Raw genomic sequence first — 16,497 nt, 5'->3', positions numbered from 1 at the left:
GGCCAGCGGACGCCGGACCGTTCCCTCGCCCCTGTGGAGGAGGGTTAGGGTGAGGGGTGATTTTTGTGGAGAACTATCATGTCAGCATCAACGCCACTGCTGTCGCTGAAGGGGATCACCAAGATTTTTCCCGGTGTGCGCGCCCTTGAGAACGTGCAGCTTGATCTCTGGCCCGGCAAAGTGACCGCCTTAATCGGCGAAAACGGCGCGGGGAAATCCACGCTGGTCAAAGTGATGACCGGTATTTATCAGCCCGAAGAGGGCGAGATCCTCTATAAAGCGATCCCCATTCATCTGCCAACGCCGGAGTCGGCGCATAAGGTAGGGATCACCGCCATTCACCAGGAAACCGTGCTGTTTGACGAACTCTCGGTCAGCGAAAACATTTTCGTCGGCCAGTATCTGTATAAGGGACTGCTGAAAACGCTCGACTGGCCGGCGATGCACCGCAGAGCCAACGAGATCCTCACCCGGCTGGAAGTCCAGATCGACCCGCGAGCCACGCTGAAAACCCTCAGCATCGCCCAGCGTCACATGGTGGCGATTGCCCGGGCGCTGGCTTTCGACGCCCAGGTGGTGATCCTCGATGAGCCGACCGCCGCGCTTTCCCAGCATGAAATCCTCGAGTTTTATCATATCGTTGAGCGTCTGAAGCAGGACGGCAAAGCGATCCTGTTTATCTCGCATAAGTTCGATGAAATCTTCGAGCTGGCCGATTATTACACCATCCTGCGCGATGGGGTGTACGTCAGCTCCGGGGCGATAAGCGACATCACCGAAGAGCGGATGGTGTCGATGATGGTGGGCCGGGCGATCAGCCAAACCTACCCGAAAGTCGACTGCACCCCCGGAGAAACGGTGCTGGAGGTGACCGATCTCTGTCATCCTACCGAGTTTGCCCATATCAGCTTCCGCCTGCGCAAGGGAGAAATTCTCGGCTTTTACGGCCTGGTGGGCGCCGGACGCACCGAGCTGATGCAGGCGCTCTCCGGTGTCTCGCGCCCCTCCTCCGGCGAGATCCGCCTGAACGGCAGAACCATGCGCTTTCACCAGCCCGCCGACGCCATCCGCGCGGGCATCGTCTGCGTGCCGGAAGAGCGGCAGAAACAGGGAGCGATCATCGCCCTGCCTATCGCCCAGAACATCAGTTTACCGCAGCTCAGCAAGCTCAACCCTAACGGCGTCCTGAACGACGCCCGGGAATGGCGGCTGGCCGACGAGTACGCCTCGCGCCTGCAGGTAAAAGCCTTCAGCTGGCGGCAGCCGGTGGAGACCCTCTCCGGCGGCAACCAGCAGAAAGTGGTGATTGGCAAATGGCTGGCGACCCAGCCCGAGGTGATCATTCTCGATGAGCCGACCAAAGGCATCGATATCGGCTCAAAGGCCGCCGTGCATCAGTTTATGTCCGAGCTGGTCAGCCAGGGGCTGGCGGTGATTATGGTGTCGTCAGAGCTGCCGGAAGTGATGGGCATGGCTGACCGGATTATCGTAATGCACGAAGGGCTGATGGTCGCCGAGTACCGGGCCGGGGAAGCGACGGCGGAAACCATCGTTAGCGCCGCCAGCGGCATCGGCCAGGAGGCGGCATGATGGGACACGCATGGCTGAAACATCGCGAAGCGCTGCTGGCGGTGGTCATCATTTTGATGATCGGCGCCATCGGCAGCCGGGTGCCGTCGTTCGTTTCACCGGGCAATCTGGTGGAGATGTTTAACGATACCGCCATCCTTATCATCCTCGCCCTCGGCCAGATGATGGTGTTGCTCACCAAAGGCATTGATCTGTCGATGGCCGCCAACCTGGCGCTGACCGGGATGATCGTCGCCCTGCTTAACGCCCACTATCCGGGTATTCCGGTGGTGGCGCTGCTGGCGCTGGCGACTCTGCTGGGCCTGCTGATGGGAGTAATTAACGGCCTGCTGGTCTGGCGCCTCGGCATTCCCGCCATTGTGGTGACCCTGGGCACCATGAGCATTTATCGCGGCATTATCTTCCTGCTGACTGACGGCGGCTGGGTTAACTCACATCAGATGAGTGCTGATTTTCTCAGTCTGCCGCGCAGCCCCCTCCTTGGGCTGCCACTACTGAGCTGGTGCGCCATCGCCGCGCTGCTGCTGGTGGGTTATTTCCTGCGCTACAGCCGCACCGGCCGGGCCTTATACACCGCGGGCGGCAACGCGACGGCGGCATACTACACCGGCATTAACGCCGGAAAAATGCAGTTCGTCAGCTTCTGTCTCTCCGGCGCGCTGGCCGGCTTCTGCGGCTATCTGTGGATCTCGCGCTTCGCCGTCGCCTATGTCGACGTCGCCAACGGTTTTGAACTCCAGGTGGTCGCCGCCTGCGTGATCGGCGGTATCAGCACCATGGGCGGAAGCGGACGGGTGCTGGGCTGCCTGTGCGGCGCGCTGTTCCTCGGGGTCATCAATAACGCCTTGCCGGTGATCGGCATCTCGCCCTTCTGGCAAATGGCGATTTCCGGGGCGGTGATCGTCATGGCGGTGCTGCTCAACGAGCGCGGCAATCGCGGTCACGGGCGGTTAATCCTGCGCAACGCGGCGTTAGCCCGACAGAAACAGGCGGTGAAATCATGAGCAAAATGATGGTATCTGAAGAGATGAAAAACGCCCCGGCCGCGCCGTCGCCACTGCGCCGCCTGCTGTGCTGGGAAGGGTTTTTACTGGCGGTCACCCTGGCGGTATTTATCGGCAACGCCGTGGCTTCCCCGTACTTCCTCAATATCTGGAACCTGTCGGACGCCACCTTTACCTTTACCGAGAAGGCGATCGTCGTCCTGCCGATGGCGATGCTGATTATCGCCCGGGAAATCGATCTGTCGGTAGCCTCGACGATGGCGCTCAGCTCAACGGTGATGGGCTTCTGCGCGGCAGCGGGGATGGACACTCCGCTGCTGGTGGTCATCGGCCTGGGCGTAGGTCTGCTGTGCGGCCTGTTCAACGGCTTGCTGGTGACCCGCTTTAACCTGTCGTCCATTGTGATCACCATCGGCACCATGAGCCTGTATCGCGGCATCACCTATATCCTGCTGGGCGATCAGGCACTCAATCACTATCCGGAGAGCTTTGCCTGGTTCGGCCAGGGGTACGTGTGGGGGGCGCTCTCTTTTGAGTTTGCGCTGTTTATCCTCCTCGCGGCCGCCTTCACCTTCCTGCTGCATAAAACCAACTTTGGTCGCCGGACCTACGCCATCGGCAATAACCCGACCGGCGCCTGGTTCTCCGGGATCAACGTTAAGCGTCATAACCTGGTGCTGTTCGCGCTGGTTGGGCTGATGGCCGGGCTGGCGGCGGTCCTGCTGACCTCACGGCTCGGCAGTACCCGCCCCACCCTGGCGATGGGCTGGGAGCTGGCGGTTGTCACCATGGCGGTGCTCGGCGGCGTCAATATTCTCGGCGGCTCCGGCAGCATGCCCGGGGTGATCATCGCCGCCTTTCTGATGGGGCTGGTGACCTTCGGCCTTAGCCTGCTGAACGTCCCCGGCATCGTGATGTCGGTGATTATCGGCGCCATGCTGATCGTGGTGATCTCCCTGCCGATTATTACCCGGCGGATGATGCAGCGAAGACGATGTTAATTTCCCCCTCACCCTGGCCCCCTCCCTGCGGGAGAAGGTCGGGGTGAGGGGAAACGGATTTCCCAAAATCAACATTAAGGAGAATTATCATGAGTTTTATGTTGGCACTACCTAAAATCAGCCTCCACGGCGCAGGCGCGATCGGTGATATGGTCAAGCTGGTAGCGGGCAAACAGTGGGGCAAGGCGCTGATCGTCACCGACGGTCAGCTGGTGAAGCTGGGCCTGCTGGACAGCCTGTTCGCCGCGCTGGATGAACAGCAGATGGCTTATCAGCTATTTGACGAGGTATTCCCCAACCCCACCGAAGCGCTGGTGCAGCAAGGCTATGCGGCTTACCAGGCGGCCCGCTGCGATTACCTGATCGCCTTCGGCGGCGGTAGCCCGATTGATACCGCCAAAGCGATAAAAATCCTCACCGCCAACCCAGGCCCCTCCACCGCCTACTCCGGCGTCGGCAAAGTGAAAAACGCTGGCGTGCCGCTGGTGGCCATCAACACCACCGCCGGCACGGCGGCGGAGATGACCAGCAACGCGGTAATTATCGATAGCGAGCGGCAGGTGAAAGAGGTGATTATCGACCCGAACCTGATCCCGGATATCGCCGTCGACGACGCCAGCGTGATGCTCGACATTCCGCCAGCCGTTACCGCCGCCACCGGCATGGATGCCCTGACCCACGCCATCGAGGCCTTTGTCTCCGTTGGCGCCCATCCCCTGACCGACGCCAACGCCCTCGAAGCCATCCGCCTGATCAACCTGTGGCTGCCGAAAGCGGTAGACGATGGACACGATCTGCAGGCCCGCGAGCAGATGGCCTTTGGCCAGTATCTGGCGGGCATGGCGTTCAACAGCGCCGGCCTCGGGCTGGTACATGCCCTGGCCCATCAGCCTGGCGCCACCCACAACCTGCCGCACGGGGTATGCAACGCCATCCTGCTGCCGATCATCGAAAACTTTAACCGCCCGAACGCGGTGGCGCGCTTTGCCCGCGTGGCGCAGGCGATGGGCGTCGATACTCGCGGCATGAGCGATGAAGCTGCCAGCATGGAGGCCATCAATGCCATCCGCACGCTGAGCAAACGCGTAGGGATCCCAGAGGGTTTTAGCCAGCTTGGCGTCAGCAAAGCCGATATCGAAGGCTGGCTGGATAAAGCGCTGGCCGACCCATGCGCGCCGTGTAACCCGCGCCCCGCCAGCCGCGATGAGGTTCGCGAGCTCTATCTGGAGGCCTTATGATCCGTAAAGCCTTCGTCATGCAGGTGAACCCCGACGCGCACGAGGAGTACCAGCGCCGCCATAACCCCATCTGGCCGGAGCTGGAGGCAGTGTTGAAGGATCACGGCGCGCACCACTACGCCATCTATCTCGATAAAGAACGCCATCTCCTGTTCGCGACGGTGGAGATTGAATCGGAAGCCCGCTGGGAAGCGGTCGCCAGTACGGAAGTATGCCAGCGTTGGTGGAAATACATGCGCGAGGTGATGCCCAGCAACCCGGACAACAGCCCGCTGAGCGCGGAGCTCAAAGAAGTGTTTTATCTGGCGTAAAAATAACTGGCCTCCCTCCAGACGGGAGGCCGGTCGATTAAACGGTCATTGCATTATCGCGCAGCGGCTCGGTTTTCGCCTTACCCGCTAACGTAAACGCGGAGATTAAGGTGACGGTCAGAGCAATACCGCCGAGGATCATATAGGTCTCCTGGAAACCGATCCGATCATACATATTGCCGGCGAAGGCGGAGAGAAAGATCGCCGCCACCTGCTTGGCGAACTGGAAGCCCACCAGATAAATCGTCGCCGACAGCCGGACGTCAAACACGCCGGTGATGTATTTAAAGGCGCCCACCAGCAGGAACGGCACCTCCAGCGCATGGAGCATTTTCAACGCTACGACTTCCGCGGCGGTGGTGGCGAAGGAAGAGCCAATCATTCTTGCCGCCATCACCATCCCGGCGATCAGCAGGGTATTCTTCGCTCCGATACGGTTAATAATCCACGGCGAGCTGAACATAATGATGGCGTTACATATTTCTCCCGCGGTGGTGGCGAAACCAAAGGCGCGGGTGCCCGCTTCCGGGGTCGCGAAGAACGATTTGAAGAAAGTGGCGAACTGCTGATCGAAAACGTCATACACGCAGGCCACGCCGATAACATACAGAATAAACATCCACATCTTACGCTGGCGGAACATGCGCACCGCCGTTTTTAAATCGATCGCCGGGCGATTGGCGCCGAGCGAGTCCATTACCTGCGCGGACTGACTGGCCTGCGGTTTGGCGATGGCCACCAGCACCACCAGCAGCAGCGCGGCGGCCGACCCCATCCAGAACACCCATTCGGGATTAATGCTGAACAGCATTCCGGCGGTAGTCGCGCACAGCGCCCATCCCAGGCAGCCAAAGGTGCGCGCCTTGCCGTATTCAAACCCGCTGTTGCGGCTTACCCGTTCGATATAGGCCTCCATCGCGCCGGCGCCTGCGGAGAATGCAAAGCCGATATAGGCGCCGCCGCTCAGCGCCCCGAGCCAGATATTGGTTTTCAGCAGCGGAGCGAAAACATAAAGGAAGAAGGGAGCAATCAGCACCAGCAGAACGGTCACGATCCACATCAGGTGTTTTTTCAGCCCCAGCTTGTCAGAGATCACTCCGAGGATCGGCTGGAAACAGATGGCGAACAGCGACAGGCTGGAGAAAACGAGGCCGGTTTCGGTTTTATTCAGGCCGATGACGTCCGACAGCCAGATCGGCAGAAACGGAAAGCAGGTGGCCATGATGAAGAAGTAGAGAAAGAAGAACAGCCCGAAAATCCAGAAGTTGGGGTTGTTTTTGTGGGTACAGACGGTCGGGTTCATTATATTTTCCTCAAGAAGGGCCGCAGCGCGGCCCGATACCATCACACGCGTTGCAGACCAATCAGAATGGCGCTTTCCGGGTCGAGGATGGGTAGCGCCAGCCCCGCCTGCTGCAGCCACTCACCGCTCACCGTCTGCGGCGTCGTCATCCATGCCGGCAGCTTCCGCATGGTGTGGCCGCCCTCACCGGTGATCTGAATGTTCGGATGATCAAGGAGCGTCACCTGATAGCGGGCGCTCGCCTCCAGGCCCGCCAGGCGCAGGGGCGCCATCAGGGTGTAGTCCGGCATCGCCAGCTGGCTAACGAGGAAGATCGCCTGCGCTTTATCCGGGCTGACGACGCCATGGGCAAGGGTGGTGGCGTCCGGCATATCTATTCGCCACTGCACGCCGTGATGGATCACGTCGCGCCACTGTTTATGCAGGGCTGCATATTTTCGGTATCCGGCGCGCTCTTCTTCATCGGCGCTCACCGGATCCAGCTCAAGGCCCATATGACCGAACAGCGCCGTCAGGCCGCGAAAGGCGATACTATGCTGGCGGAAGGTGGCATGACAGTGGCGATTGCCAATATGCGCGCCCATTACCTCGGGTGGAAAGAAGTAGCTCATGCCGCGCTGGATGGTGTTGCGCTCAAGGGCGTCATTGTTGTCAGAAGCCCAGAAGCGATGGCTGCGTTTGAGGACTTCATAATCGATCCGTCCGCCGCCGGAGGAGCAGGATTCAAATTCAATGTGCGGGAAACGGGCCACCAGCGTATCCAGCAGGCGGTAAAACTGGCGCGTTTGCGCGTCCGCAGCGGCGCGTCCCTGATGCCCAGGCTGCACCAGCTCGCGGTTCATATCCCACTTCACGTAGTCCACCGCATGCTCGCCCAGCAGCCAGCTCATCCGCTCCAGCAGATAATCAAACGCTTCGGGAATGTTGAGGTTCAGGACAAACTGATGGCGGCCGGTCAGCGGGGTATAGCCCGGCAGCGCCAGCACCCAGTCCGGGTGCGCCCGGTACAGATCGGAATCCGGGTTAATCATTTCCGGCTCCACCCAGATACCGAATTCCATACCCAGAGACTTCACGTGATCGATAACCGGCGTCAGGCCGTAGGGGTATTTTTTCTCATCGAGATACCAGTCGCCAAGCGCCGCCCAGTCGTCGTTGCGCCCTTTAAACCAGCCGTCATCGATAATAAAGCGCTCGACGCCCAGGGCCGCCGCTTCGTCGGCCATACGCATGATGTAGTCCGGGTCGTGGTCGAAATAGATCCCCTCCCAGGTGTTGAGATGCACCGGGCGCGGTTTGTTGCCCGGGAAACGAATAATCCGTTCGCGCAGATAACGATGGAACTGCTGGCTCATGCCGTTCAGCCCATTCGCCGAGTAGCTGGCATACAGGTACGGCGTCCACAAGGTTTCCCCTTCCGCCAGCGCCATTTCGCCCGGCAGATAGAGCGCCTCGGCCTGCAGATAGCGACGGCCATCAGTTTTCACCTCCGCCCGCAGGCGATGGTTACCGCTCCAGGCCAGATGCACGCCCCAGACTTCACCCTGCATCTCGCTAAAGGCGCGGCTGCCGGTGATCAGAGCCGGGAAATGTTCGTGAGAGGTGCGCCCGCGGCGGTTCTCCAGCACAAAGCTGTCGTGCTCCAGCGTCAGGCGATGAGGCTGAAACTCGCGGATCCAGCGGCCATGGAAAGCCATCACCTCGCGAGCGCGTTCGGCGACCGGCAGCGTGACCGCCAGGCGATCCACCTGCCATGGGCTGGCGCGCAGATTGGTCACGCCATGGCGCACGCTCAGCACGCCGCTGGCATCCAACGCGATCTCGCTCTGCAGGCGCAGGCCGGCCTGCGGATCTTCGCTGACCAGGGTCAGCGTCTGGCCCTCGTGCCGCACTTCGCTGGTGGTGAACAGCGGAGAGGCATCCAGCCCCTGACGATGGCCTTCAATGCCCGGCGCGCCAAACAGACCATGGCCCAGCTCCGCCATTAAGGTCACTGGCGAATCGACATCCAGTCTACCGTTGGCGACCGGGCGCGTCAGGCTGTCGGCATCCTGCGGCGAAAAGTGGCTTAAATGCGGTCCCCAGTAGACAATTTCGGCGAAAGGGCGGGTTTTAATCACAACATCGGCACCGGCGCTTTGCAGGTGAATCAGCGAATCAGACATCAGACATCTCCATTACAAGGAATGTCTTACTGTTGATCCGAAACGTTTCGGATGCCAACCAAAACGTTTCGGATCCGTGATCGGCTTCAGAATTACGGGTTAAAAAGGGGTAAGATCAGGCGGTTTCACCCGGGAAAAATTCCGGCTGCCATAGCACCTGCAGCGTGGCGAGATCCTCCCCGGCGATTAAGCGACGCACCATATCAGCAATCTGCCTTCCCACGCCCTGGCGCGTGGACTGGATCACCGCGGCGACATCGGTCTCAATGATGCTGTCCTGCGGCAGCCCGTCGTACACCACCAGGGCGACGCGGTTGTCGCCGGTTAAACGCCCCAGGTGGGCGAGCGCCATCGCGGCGCCATCGCCATGGGTGTTGCAGTCGGTGATAATCGCGGTAGGCGGCTCAGGCAGACGCAGCAGCTCCAGCGTGGCCTGATAGCCGCCGCGGCGCGTCGCCGGCACGCTACGCAGCCATGCATCGGATAACCCCGCCTCGCGCAGGGCATCGAGGTAGCCGTTACGCCGTTGCAAAATAAACGCCTGATTGTTGTTCTCGCCCAGCAGAGCGATACGCTGGTGGCCCTGTTGAATCAGATGGCGGGTGGCGCGGCAGGTGCCGGCATAGTTATCGAAATCAAACCAGGCGTAGGGCTGCGCCAGGCGGCTACGGCCGAGCGCCAGAAACGGAAAGCCGGAGGCCTGCAGCTGCGCCAGCCGCGGATCGTCATCCAGAGTATGGGCCACGATTAATGCATCGACGCGACGGCCCTGCACCATGCGCATATAGCCATGTTTATCCGCCTGCTCATCATCGGCGATCAGCAACAAATCAATGTCATGGCGCGCCAGCTCATGGCTGATCTCCCCGACCATCTCGAGAAAAACGTTATTGTTGAGCGGCGCGGGGCGGACAGGAAAGACGAGACCAACGGCATCGATGGTGCCCATTTTCAGGCGGCGGGCGAAAGTGTTGGGGCGATAGCCCCGGCGCTGCGCTTCAGCCTCAACCCGGGCGCGGGTCTCCTGCGACACATCGTCGTAGCCGTTCAACGCCCGGCTGACGGTCGTGACGGAGATCCCAAGTTGTTTGGCAATGGCTTTCAGCGACATAAAAATCCCTGTTTTCGCATAGGAAAGCTAGTTTCCCGCAATATGGCTATGACGTCCAGCGAGCGCGCGTCCCCCGCCGACGCGATGTCAGTTTTGCTCAGCGATCAGCAGGGCCTGCGTATCCGGCTCCAGCGCCTGAAAAACATGCTCCTGATCCGCCGGGTAGCAGATATAGTCGCCCTCGCCGAGCTCTTCCGGCGCCGACGTCAGCCCTACCCGCGCCCGCCCCTGGGTGACGATAATATGTTCCACCGAGCCTGGCGGATGCGGATGCGAAATGCGGTCGGCGCCGGGCTGGGTGAGCAGCAAATAGATGTCCCGACGCGCGCCGGGCGGACAGGCGGCCAGCAAAATGGCCTGATAGTTCGCCTGCTCTGCCACCACTTTGGTCCCCTCGCCGCGGCGGATCACCTGCGTTTTGTTCACCTGCGGCTCAAGCAGCCTGGCAAATGGAATATCCAGCGCTACGCAGAGCGACCACAGCGTTTCCAGACTCGGGTTGCCGTTGCCGGACTCCAGTTGCGATAGCGTGGATTTTGCGATACCCGCCCGACGCGCGACTTCCGCCAGCGAAAGCCCGGTCCGCGCCCGCTCCCGCACCAGACTTTTGGCGATAACGCTGATTGGCTGTGTCATACCCGCCCCTTGTTTTTTATATCGAACAATTCGTTCGCCTTGAAAAACGATCATTATGTGTTCATTATAATGGAAATTCGTTCGATATGGCTAAGTGATATGAAACAAACTCTCTCCAGTCTCAGCGGAGACACGATAAAAGCGATTGTTTTGGTCTGCCTTGCCGTCGGGGTGGTGGGCATGTCCTATGGGTCGCTGGCGGTGGCTTACGGCTTCCCTTTATGGGTGCCGCTCTTGCTTTCGGTGTCCGTGCTGGCAGGCGCTTCTGAATTCATGTTTATCGGCATTGTCGCCAGCGGCGGTAGTCCGCTGGCCGCCGCCGCCGCCGGCCTGTTAGTCAATGCGCGCCATATCCCGTTCGGGGTGACCGTACGCGAACTGGTTGGTCGGCGCGCCTTAAGCTTTATCGGATGCCACATTATGAACGACGAGAGCGTGGTCTTTGGCTTGTCGCAGCCCACCCCCGCGCAGCGCAAAGCGGCCTACTGGCTGTGCGGCGCTGGCGTCGCGCTGATCTGGCCCCTCGGTACGCTAACCGGCGCGGCCGTCGGCAAACTGCTGCCAGCGCCGGAAACCATCGGGCTTGATGCGGTCTTCCCGGCGATCCTGCTGGCGCTGGTGATCCCGGCCTTTAAAAACCGCACTACGCTGATCCGCGCCGCCAGCGGCGCCGCGCTGGCGCTTGCCGCCGTACCGTTTGTGCCCACCGGGCTGCCAGTGCTGCTTTCGCTGTTCGGTTTACTGTCGAGGAAAAAATAATGGGCAATATGACGCTGTTTATCGCCGGTATCGCCATCCTGTCGCTGGGAACCTATCTGATGCGCCTCGGCGGCGCGAAGCTCGGCAATCGGCTGGCATTTTCCGAGCGCTCGCAGGCGCTGCTTTCCGATGCGGCGACGGTGCTGCTTTTTTCCGTCGCCCTGGCCACCACTTTCTATGAGGGCGCACATTTCGCCGGTATGGCGCGCGTTCTGGGCGTTGCTTTCGCTGTGTTCCTCGCCTGGCGCAAGGTCCCGCTGATCGGCGTGATTATCGCCGCCGCCGTGGTGACCGCGCTGCTGCGCCTGACGGGTATGCCCTAGGACGAGTAAGCGTAATCTGTAAAACCGCTGTGCTGTCCGGCGATCGTGCCTTCAAGCCACTGAATAACCGGTTCGATTTGCAGCGGGTGCCGCTGGTCTATCGTCAGTACAGGTCCTAACGACATGGGCTGCGCCCGCCCGGCCAGCTGGGCCAGCTCCGGCAAATACTCTTCTCCGGGGTGGCCCGGCGGCCGCGTCGCCAGCCGCGAGGCATAGCGCGCGACGGCCAGCTCCGGAGAGATATGGTTCCAGACCTCAATCACCTGCTCCACGCCCGCCTGCTGTAGCAGTCTCTGCAAGGTCTCCCGCGGCTGAAAGCCGAACCAGGCGTCGATCAACCAGACCATGCTGGCAGGCGATGCGCCGACAATCGACCAGATCACCTCATACGCCGCGCAGCCCAGCTGGCGATTCATCGGCCGGTCGACAGGGGCCAGGCGCGCCATAAACGGCTCTTTGATGCCGTCGATCGTCAATACCGGCAGGCTAAAGGTCTCCGCCAGCAAACGGGTAATGGTGCTCTTCCCCGACGCCGGAATGCCGTTGATTAAAATGGCCGTTTTGCAGCCTGGGGTCAGATGTCTGTTCATAGTAATGCGACAACCTCCTCCCGGCTGCGGGCCGTCCGCAGTTTGGCCATGGTGTCATTATTATCCAGCAGCGCGACGATGGAACGGATGCCCTCCTCGATATGCGCATTGCTGTCCCGGGCGCCAAACATAATAACAATGTCCGCTTTTTCACTGTCCGCAAAGGGAATAGGCTTTTCCAGCACCACCAGGCTAAAGCAGTTGCGTCTGACGCCGCATTCGGGGCGGGCATGGGGGATGGCAATCCCTTCATCAAAAACGTAATAAGCGCCATGATTTAAAGTATTGTCGATCACCGCCTGGCTATATTCCGTCGAAATAAAGCCTTTTGCCTCCAGCGGGCGGGCAGCCAGCTTTATTACCCGCTGCCAGTCGGACTCCACAACGCCAACCTGAATGGCATCGGCCTCAATAAGCAGTTCTTTTATGGTCATTCTCTGTTCCTAGATATTGCGGCGAATAATATTGCGTAAATTATCAATCTGCAGAAACAGCGCATCGATATCCTGCCGGTGGCTCTTACTTTTGGCATATACCGATAATGCCCGGTTGTAAGTCAACATCAATGTTTTTTGCACGTCGCTATTATCGGGCTGGCGCTGTAATTCGCCTTCCAGTCTGGCGATCTCTTCCGCCAGCTGACGGGACTGTTGATCATAATCCTGCAGCGGGTTTTGCTCTTTTTTCCACAGCGTTTTCAATGATTCAAACATAGCAAGCTCCCTCCCTGGCGGAAGACAGGGCAACAAAAGATATGTGTCGGTAAAAACGCTATTTAAATAGCGCCATTTTTTCCATTAATACGGCAGTCACTGCCTGGTTGGCGGGAATTAAAAATTTCCGTACGCTGTCATTTACTTTTCCTTTCTCAAACGTTGATTTACAGCGATCGACCCACTGCACGTTCATTTCCGTTCCGACGTTCACTTTATTAATCCCTTCGGTGACGGCCAGCCGCATATCCTCATCGCTGACACCTGTGCCGCCATGCAGCACCAGCGGCACGCCCGTCGCTTCGCTTATCGCCTTCAGCCGCGCATGCTGTATCTGCGCTTTACCGGTGTACAGGCCATGCACAGTGCCCACGGAGACGGCCAGCATATCGACCTGTGTCTCCTTCACAAAACGCGTCGCGTCTTCGACGGTAGTAAAACAGATATCTTCGGCAGCCACCGCTTTTCCATCCTCTGACCCGCCGATCGCCCCCAGCTCACCTTCTACCGTAATATTCCGCGGCCGGGCCATTTCCACCACAATCCGCGTGTTACCGATATTTTCCTCGAGGCTTAAGTGAGACCCGTCGTACATCACCGAAGAAAAGCCCGCATTCATTGCCGTCTCGATGGCTTTAATATCGGAGCAGTGATCGAGATGCAGGCAGGTCGGGATATTTTCACTGTCTGCTAATGAACGCACGGCATCGACCAGTAACCGATACCCCAGATACTCTGCGGTACCGGTTGATATTTGAATCATTAATGGGCTGCGGCTGTTTTGCGCGGCTTTGAAAAAAGCCGGTAACATCTCAATACAGTGCAAGTTAAACGAGCCAATCGCTTTAAAATCTCTTTCCTGAGCGATTTTTAAAATCTCATTAAAATTATACAGACTCATGAACACTTTCCCCTTTCGGCTTAGCGGATTTACCGTTTACAAACCATGCCAGTGCGGCGACAAACACAATAAACAAGGCGACAAAGAGCCAGTTATTCTGGAAGGCGTGGCCTAATACCAGACCGGAGCTGATGACGTCTGAATCGCTGAAGGTGACGCCCGTAAAGCCGTAGCTCTCCAGCATGGGTACCAGAATGGCCGGCAGAAATGTGATAAACAGGCCGTGAATCACCCCGCCGATCATCGCCCCGCGACGTCCGCCCAGCGCATTGCCAAATACCCCTGCCGTACCGCCGGCGAAAAAGTTGGTTAACAGCCCGGGGAGAATCATCGCCAGGCCGAACATCGGGAAAACCAGCATGCCGATAATCGAGCCGACAGTCGTTGCCAGAAATCCAACAATCACCGCATTCGGCGCATAGGGAAATAGCACCGGGCAATCGAGAGCGGGCTTTGCATCCGGGACAATACGCATCGCGATACCGCGAAAAGCCGGCACCAGCTCATTGAGTAATAAACGCACGCCGCTATAGAGGACAAAGACCCCGGCGACAAACTGAATGGACTGCATGAAGGCATACATCAGGTAATTAATGCCGCCGGAGAACTGCGCGATGTACTGCGGCCCCGCCGCGATAGCCGGGATGAGATACATCGGCACCATCACCACCGCCATGGCCAGATAGGTATCCTGCAGAAACTTAAATTTATCAGGCAGTTCGAGATCTTCCGTGGAGCGAGAGCCTTTGCCGACAACTTTAGCGACCGCAGCCTGCACCAGATAGCCGATAGTACAGAAGTGCCCCAGGGCCACATCATCAGACCCGGTAATGCGCCTGACCACCGGCTGCGCCAGGGCCGGCATTAACACCGCCATCACGCCGCCGAAGATGCCCCCGGTTAAAATCAGCGGTACGCCGGTGAGCCCGGACTTATAGCCAATCACGGCGCCGATCGTCGCCATCCACAGCAGCGCCTGGCCGGTCAGAAAAATATATTTCAGCGGCGTCAGCCGGGCGATAATAATATTGACGGCAAAGATCACCAGCAGCGTCAGCGCCACCTCCGAACCTAATTCCCGATTCGCTAACCCGGCGATGGCGGCCACATCGGTAATATAGCCTTTCATGCCAAATCCCTGGGTGAAGATATCATTCAGGAAGGTCAGCGTGGCGACAATGATGTTTATCCCGGCCATCATAATTAAGAAACCGAGCAGCGTTTTAAATGTCCCTTCCGCGGTTTTGCCTGGCGATTTCTTTTGCAGGATCAGGCCAAGCATGGCAATAAAAGCAATAAGAATGGATGCCTGGCCGAGTAAATCCTTAACGATAAACGCAACGAAGCTATTCATAATCAGCCACCTTCAGATGACGTTCTTTTAAGAATGCGACGATCTTAGTTTCAATCTCCTCTTTATCAGTAAGTTTATTCAATACCACGACACGTTTAATTTCTTCTTCACTGGCATCGGCGGTTAAGATGTCGGCAAAGGTTTTTTGCGTCAGAATCATATCCGATTTAAAAGCCCCAGCTTCGGAAACGGTGGTGTGTTCAATATGAGCGGGAATTTCCAGCTTCTTTAAAACTGCCTTCGCCGTCATTTCAATGGCAAAGCTTGAACCGAGGCCGCAGCCACATACGCATAAAATTTTCAGCATGGAGGGTCTCCTCAAATAATATTGAGTTGCTTGGCAAGTTTATAATGATGTCCTTCAGTATCGACCAGACGTTTTTTCATACTGACTAAATCAATCGGAATAGGTTTGTTACTGGAATTAATTATTATGGCTTTATTTTTCATACCTGACTGAATACAGCGAACCACTTCACTGGCCATAATAGTGCCCTGATAAATCTCTTCGCAGGTTGGATCACCGCTGCGTAAACCATAGCCGACGATCGTTTTACGGATACGGACACCTATTTGTGGTTCCAGCTGTTTAATCATGGTATCAATCGCCCCCTGAAAGCCGGGAGAGTACTCTTTGGTATAGCCTTCTGAGCAGAGGATAACGACGCTATTCTGCGTACTCAGCTTCCGGGTAATCCGTTCCGCGAGCACGGCCAACGGCATCTGTGCCTCCGGGATCAGGGCAATATCCGCATTACATTTAATGGCGGACTGCAACGTTAGTTCTCCACAATAGCCTCCTAATATCTCAACCATAAAAACCCGACCGGGCAGCGCTCTTCCGGTATTTCTTAAACGAGAGACTTCTTTAATAATTTGCTCACAGGCCGTGGAAAAACCAATCGTATAATCACTGCCATACACATCATTATCGATAGTCATTCCCACACCAAAGCAATTAATCTCAAATTCACTAAGGGTATTCAGAAACTGCAGGCTGCCATCCCCCCCGGCCATAATGAGCACATCAATACGCAGAGATTTAAGTTTTTTAGCAATGCTTTCATATTCACTGCGCTGCAGTTTGCGACTGGTTCGCCCCGAGGTAATGATCGGCACCGCGGTAATTGAATAATCAACCAGATCGCGCCACGCCATATCCTGATGACTTTTCTCCAGTAGCCCTGGAATACCGCCATTAAACAGCGTGATATCAGCATTAGCCTGCCTGGCTATCTGGAATATAAAATTATTCATTCCAGAAACATCCCCGCCGCTAATAACGATACCAATTTTCATGACGCATCCTCGCTCATTTGCCTGACAACATTTTTCCCTGAGTACAAGCCTTCTATTTGCAATGAAGATCACATAATGCGTATTAAATTACCGCAGTGAATAGTTGACAGGTACGGCGAAACACCTATTTTTGTGATACGCATCCCATTTAAAGAGAGTGATCTCCATCGCTTTCTGTTTTTTATTTCTTTAAATTTCA

At 57.7% G+C, this 16,497-nt stretch carries 18 protein-coding genes; 7 read left to right on the top strand and 11 right to left on the bottom strand.

Annotated features, from left to right (window positions below; all coding sequences use genetic code 11):
• Positions 1 to 78 precede the first annotated feature (78 nt).
• From HMPREF1024_RS02850 to rhaM, 5 genes are all read left to right on the top strand, one after another.
• On the top strand, positions 79 to 1,590 hold the full coding sequence (locus tag HMPREF1024_RS02850) for a sugar ABC transporter ATP-binding protein (RefSeq protein WP_004150373.1): 1,512 nt from the start codon (positions 79 to 81) through the stop codon (positions 1,588 to 1,590).
• Positions 1,587 to 2,594 (top strand): ABC transporter permease, encoded by a 1,008-nt coding sequence (locus HMPREF1024_RS02855; protein ID WP_004178013.1) that lies wholly within the window; start codon positions 1,587 to 1,589, stop codon positions 2,592 to 2,594. Before HMPREF1024_RS02850 ends, HMPREF1024_RS02855 begins: the two co-directional genes overlap by 4 nt.
• On the top strand, positions 2,591 to 3,595 hold the full coding sequence (locus HMPREF1024_RS02860; RefSeq protein WP_002882873.1) for an ABC transporter permease: 1,005 nt from the start codon (positions 2,591 to 2,593) through the stop codon (positions 3,593 to 3,595). The genes HMPREF1024_RS02855 and HMPREF1024_RS02860 overlap by 4 nt, the downstream gene beginning before the upstream one ends.
• 89 nt (positions 3,596 to 3,684) lie before the next feature.
• Complete coding sequence (fucO, locus tag HMPREF1024_RS02865) at positions 3,685 to 4,833, top strand: lactaldehyde reductase (protein WP_009309728.1); 1,149 nt, start codon at positions 3,685 to 3,687, stop codon at positions 4,831 to 4,833.
• A complete protein-coding gene (rhaM, locus tag HMPREF1024_RS02870) occupies positions 4,830 to 5,144 on the top strand; it encodes an L-rhamnose mutarotase (protein ID WP_002882870.1) in 315 nt (104 codons plus the stop codon). The genes fucO and rhaM overlap by 4 nt, the downstream gene beginning before the upstream one ends.
• Positions 5,145 to 5,181: 37 nt before the next feature.
• Here rhaM and HMPREF1024_RS02875 read toward each other — a convergent pair whose 3' ends face one another.
• The 4 genes from HMPREF1024_RS02875 to HMPREF1024_RS02890 form a co-directional block, all read right to left on the bottom strand.
• Complete coding sequence (locus HMPREF1024_RS02875; RefSeq protein WP_004210464.1) at positions 5,182 to 6,447, bottom strand: MFS transporter; 1,266 nt, start codon at positions 6,445 to 6,447, stop codon at positions 5,182 to 5,184.
• 41 nt (positions 6,448 to 6,488) lie between these two features.
• Positions 6,489 to 8,612, bottom strand: a complete 2,124-nt coding sequence (locus HMPREF1024_RS02880; RefSeq protein ID WP_004151861.1) for an alpha-galactosidase — start codon at positions 8,610 to 8,612, stop codon at positions 6,489 to 6,491.
• Between the two features lie 115 nt (positions 8,613 to 8,727).
• The gene (locus tag HMPREF1024_RS02885) at positions 8,728 to 9,723 is read right to left on the bottom strand and encodes a substrate-binding domain-containing protein (protein ID WP_004146243.1); all 996 of its coding nucleotides are present in this window, start codon (positions 9,721 to 9,723) and stop codon (positions 8,728 to 8,730) included.
• An 87-nt stretch (positions 9,724 to 9,810) separates the two neighbouring features.
• The gene (locus tag HMPREF1024_RS02890; RefSeq protein WP_002882865.1) at positions 9,811 to 10,359 is read right to left on the bottom strand and encodes a helix-turn-helix domain-containing protein; all 549 of its coding nucleotides are present in this window, start codon (positions 10,357 to 10,359) and stop codon (positions 9,811 to 9,813) included.
• Positions 10,360 to 10,458: 99 nt separating this feature from the next.
• On the opposite strand from HMPREF1024_RS02890, the gene HMPREF1024_RS02895 reads away from it, so the two are divergent.
• Positions 10,459 to 11,118, top strand: coding sequence for an AzlC family ABC transporter permease (locus HMPREF1024_RS02895; RefSeq protein ID WP_004195589.1), 660 nt, complete (start codon positions 10,459 to 10,461; stop codon positions 11,116 to 11,118).
• A complete protein-coding gene (locus HMPREF1024_RS02900) occupies positions 11,118 to 11,441 on the top strand; it encodes an AzlD domain-containing protein (protein ID WP_004187918.1) in 324 nt (107 codons plus the stop codon). Before HMPREF1024_RS02895 ends, HMPREF1024_RS02900 begins: the two co-directional genes overlap by 1 nt.
• On the opposite strand, the gene HMPREF1024_RS02905 is transcribed toward HMPREF1024_RS02900, so the two are convergent.
• From HMPREF1024_RS02905 to HMPREF1024_RS02935, 7 genes are read right to left on the bottom strand one after another with little or no spacing between them, the layout of a single operon-like run.
• Entirely contained in the window at positions 11,438 to 12,031 is a 594-nt protein-coding gene (locus tag HMPREF1024_RS02905) for an ATPase AAA (RefSeq protein WP_002882862.1), read from the bottom strand. The two genes, HMPREF1024_RS02900 and HMPREF1024_RS02905, sit on opposite strands and share 4 nt — an antisense overlap.
• A complete protein-coding gene (locus tag HMPREF1024_RS02910) occupies positions 12,028 to 12,465 on the bottom strand; it encodes a PTS sugar transporter subunit IIA (RefSeq protein ID WP_002882861.1) in 438 nt (145 codons plus the stop codon). The genes HMPREF1024_RS02905 and HMPREF1024_RS02910 overlap by 4 nt, the downstream gene beginning before the upstream one ends.
• A 9-nt stretch (positions 12,466 to 12,474) precedes the next feature.
• Positions 12,475 to 12,744 (bottom strand): hypothetical protein, encoded by a 270-nt coding sequence (locus HMPREF1024_RS02915; RefSeq protein ID WP_002882858.1) that lies wholly within the window; start codon positions 12,742 to 12,744, stop codon positions 12,475 to 12,477.
• Between the two features lie 58 nt (positions 12,745 to 12,802).
• A complete protein-coding gene (locus HMPREF1024_RS02920; RefSeq protein WP_002882856.1) occupies positions 12,803 to 13,645 on the bottom strand; it encodes a class II fructose-bisphosphate aldolase in 843 nt (280 codons plus the stop codon).
• The gene (locus tag HMPREF1024_RS02925) at positions 13,632 to 14,999 is read right to left on the bottom strand and encodes a PTS sugar transporter subunit IIC (protein WP_009309727.1); all 1,368 of its coding nucleotides are present in this window, start codon (positions 14,997 to 14,999) and stop codon (positions 13,632 to 13,634) included. The genes HMPREF1024_RS02920 and HMPREF1024_RS02925 overlap by 14 nt, the downstream gene beginning before the upstream one ends.
• A complete protein-coding gene (locus tag HMPREF1024_RS02930; RefSeq protein ID WP_004151864.1) occupies positions 14,992 to 15,306 on the bottom strand; it encodes a PTS sugar transporter subunit IIB in 315 nt (104 codons plus the stop codon). The genes HMPREF1024_RS02925 and HMPREF1024_RS02930 overlap by 8 nt, the downstream gene beginning before the upstream one ends.
• Before the next feature lie 11 nt (positions 15,307 to 15,317).
• Positions 15,318 to 16,298, bottom strand: a complete 981-nt coding sequence (locus HMPREF1024_RS02935; RefSeq protein ID WP_002882831.1) for a 6-phosphofructokinase — start codon at positions 16,296 to 16,298, stop codon at positions 15,318 to 15,320.
• Positions 16,299 to 16,497 lie beyond the last annotated feature (199 nt).

It is taken from the genome of Klebsiella sp. 4_1_44FAA (assembly GCF_000238715.1).
In the GTDB taxonomy this organism is placed as follows: Bacteria; Pseudomonadota; Gammaproteobacteria; order Enterobacterales; family Enterobacteriaceae; genus Klebsiella; species Klebsiella pneumoniae.
Note: the sequence above shows the minus strand (reverse complement) of the source record. Positions and strands in the feature narration are given on the sequence as shown.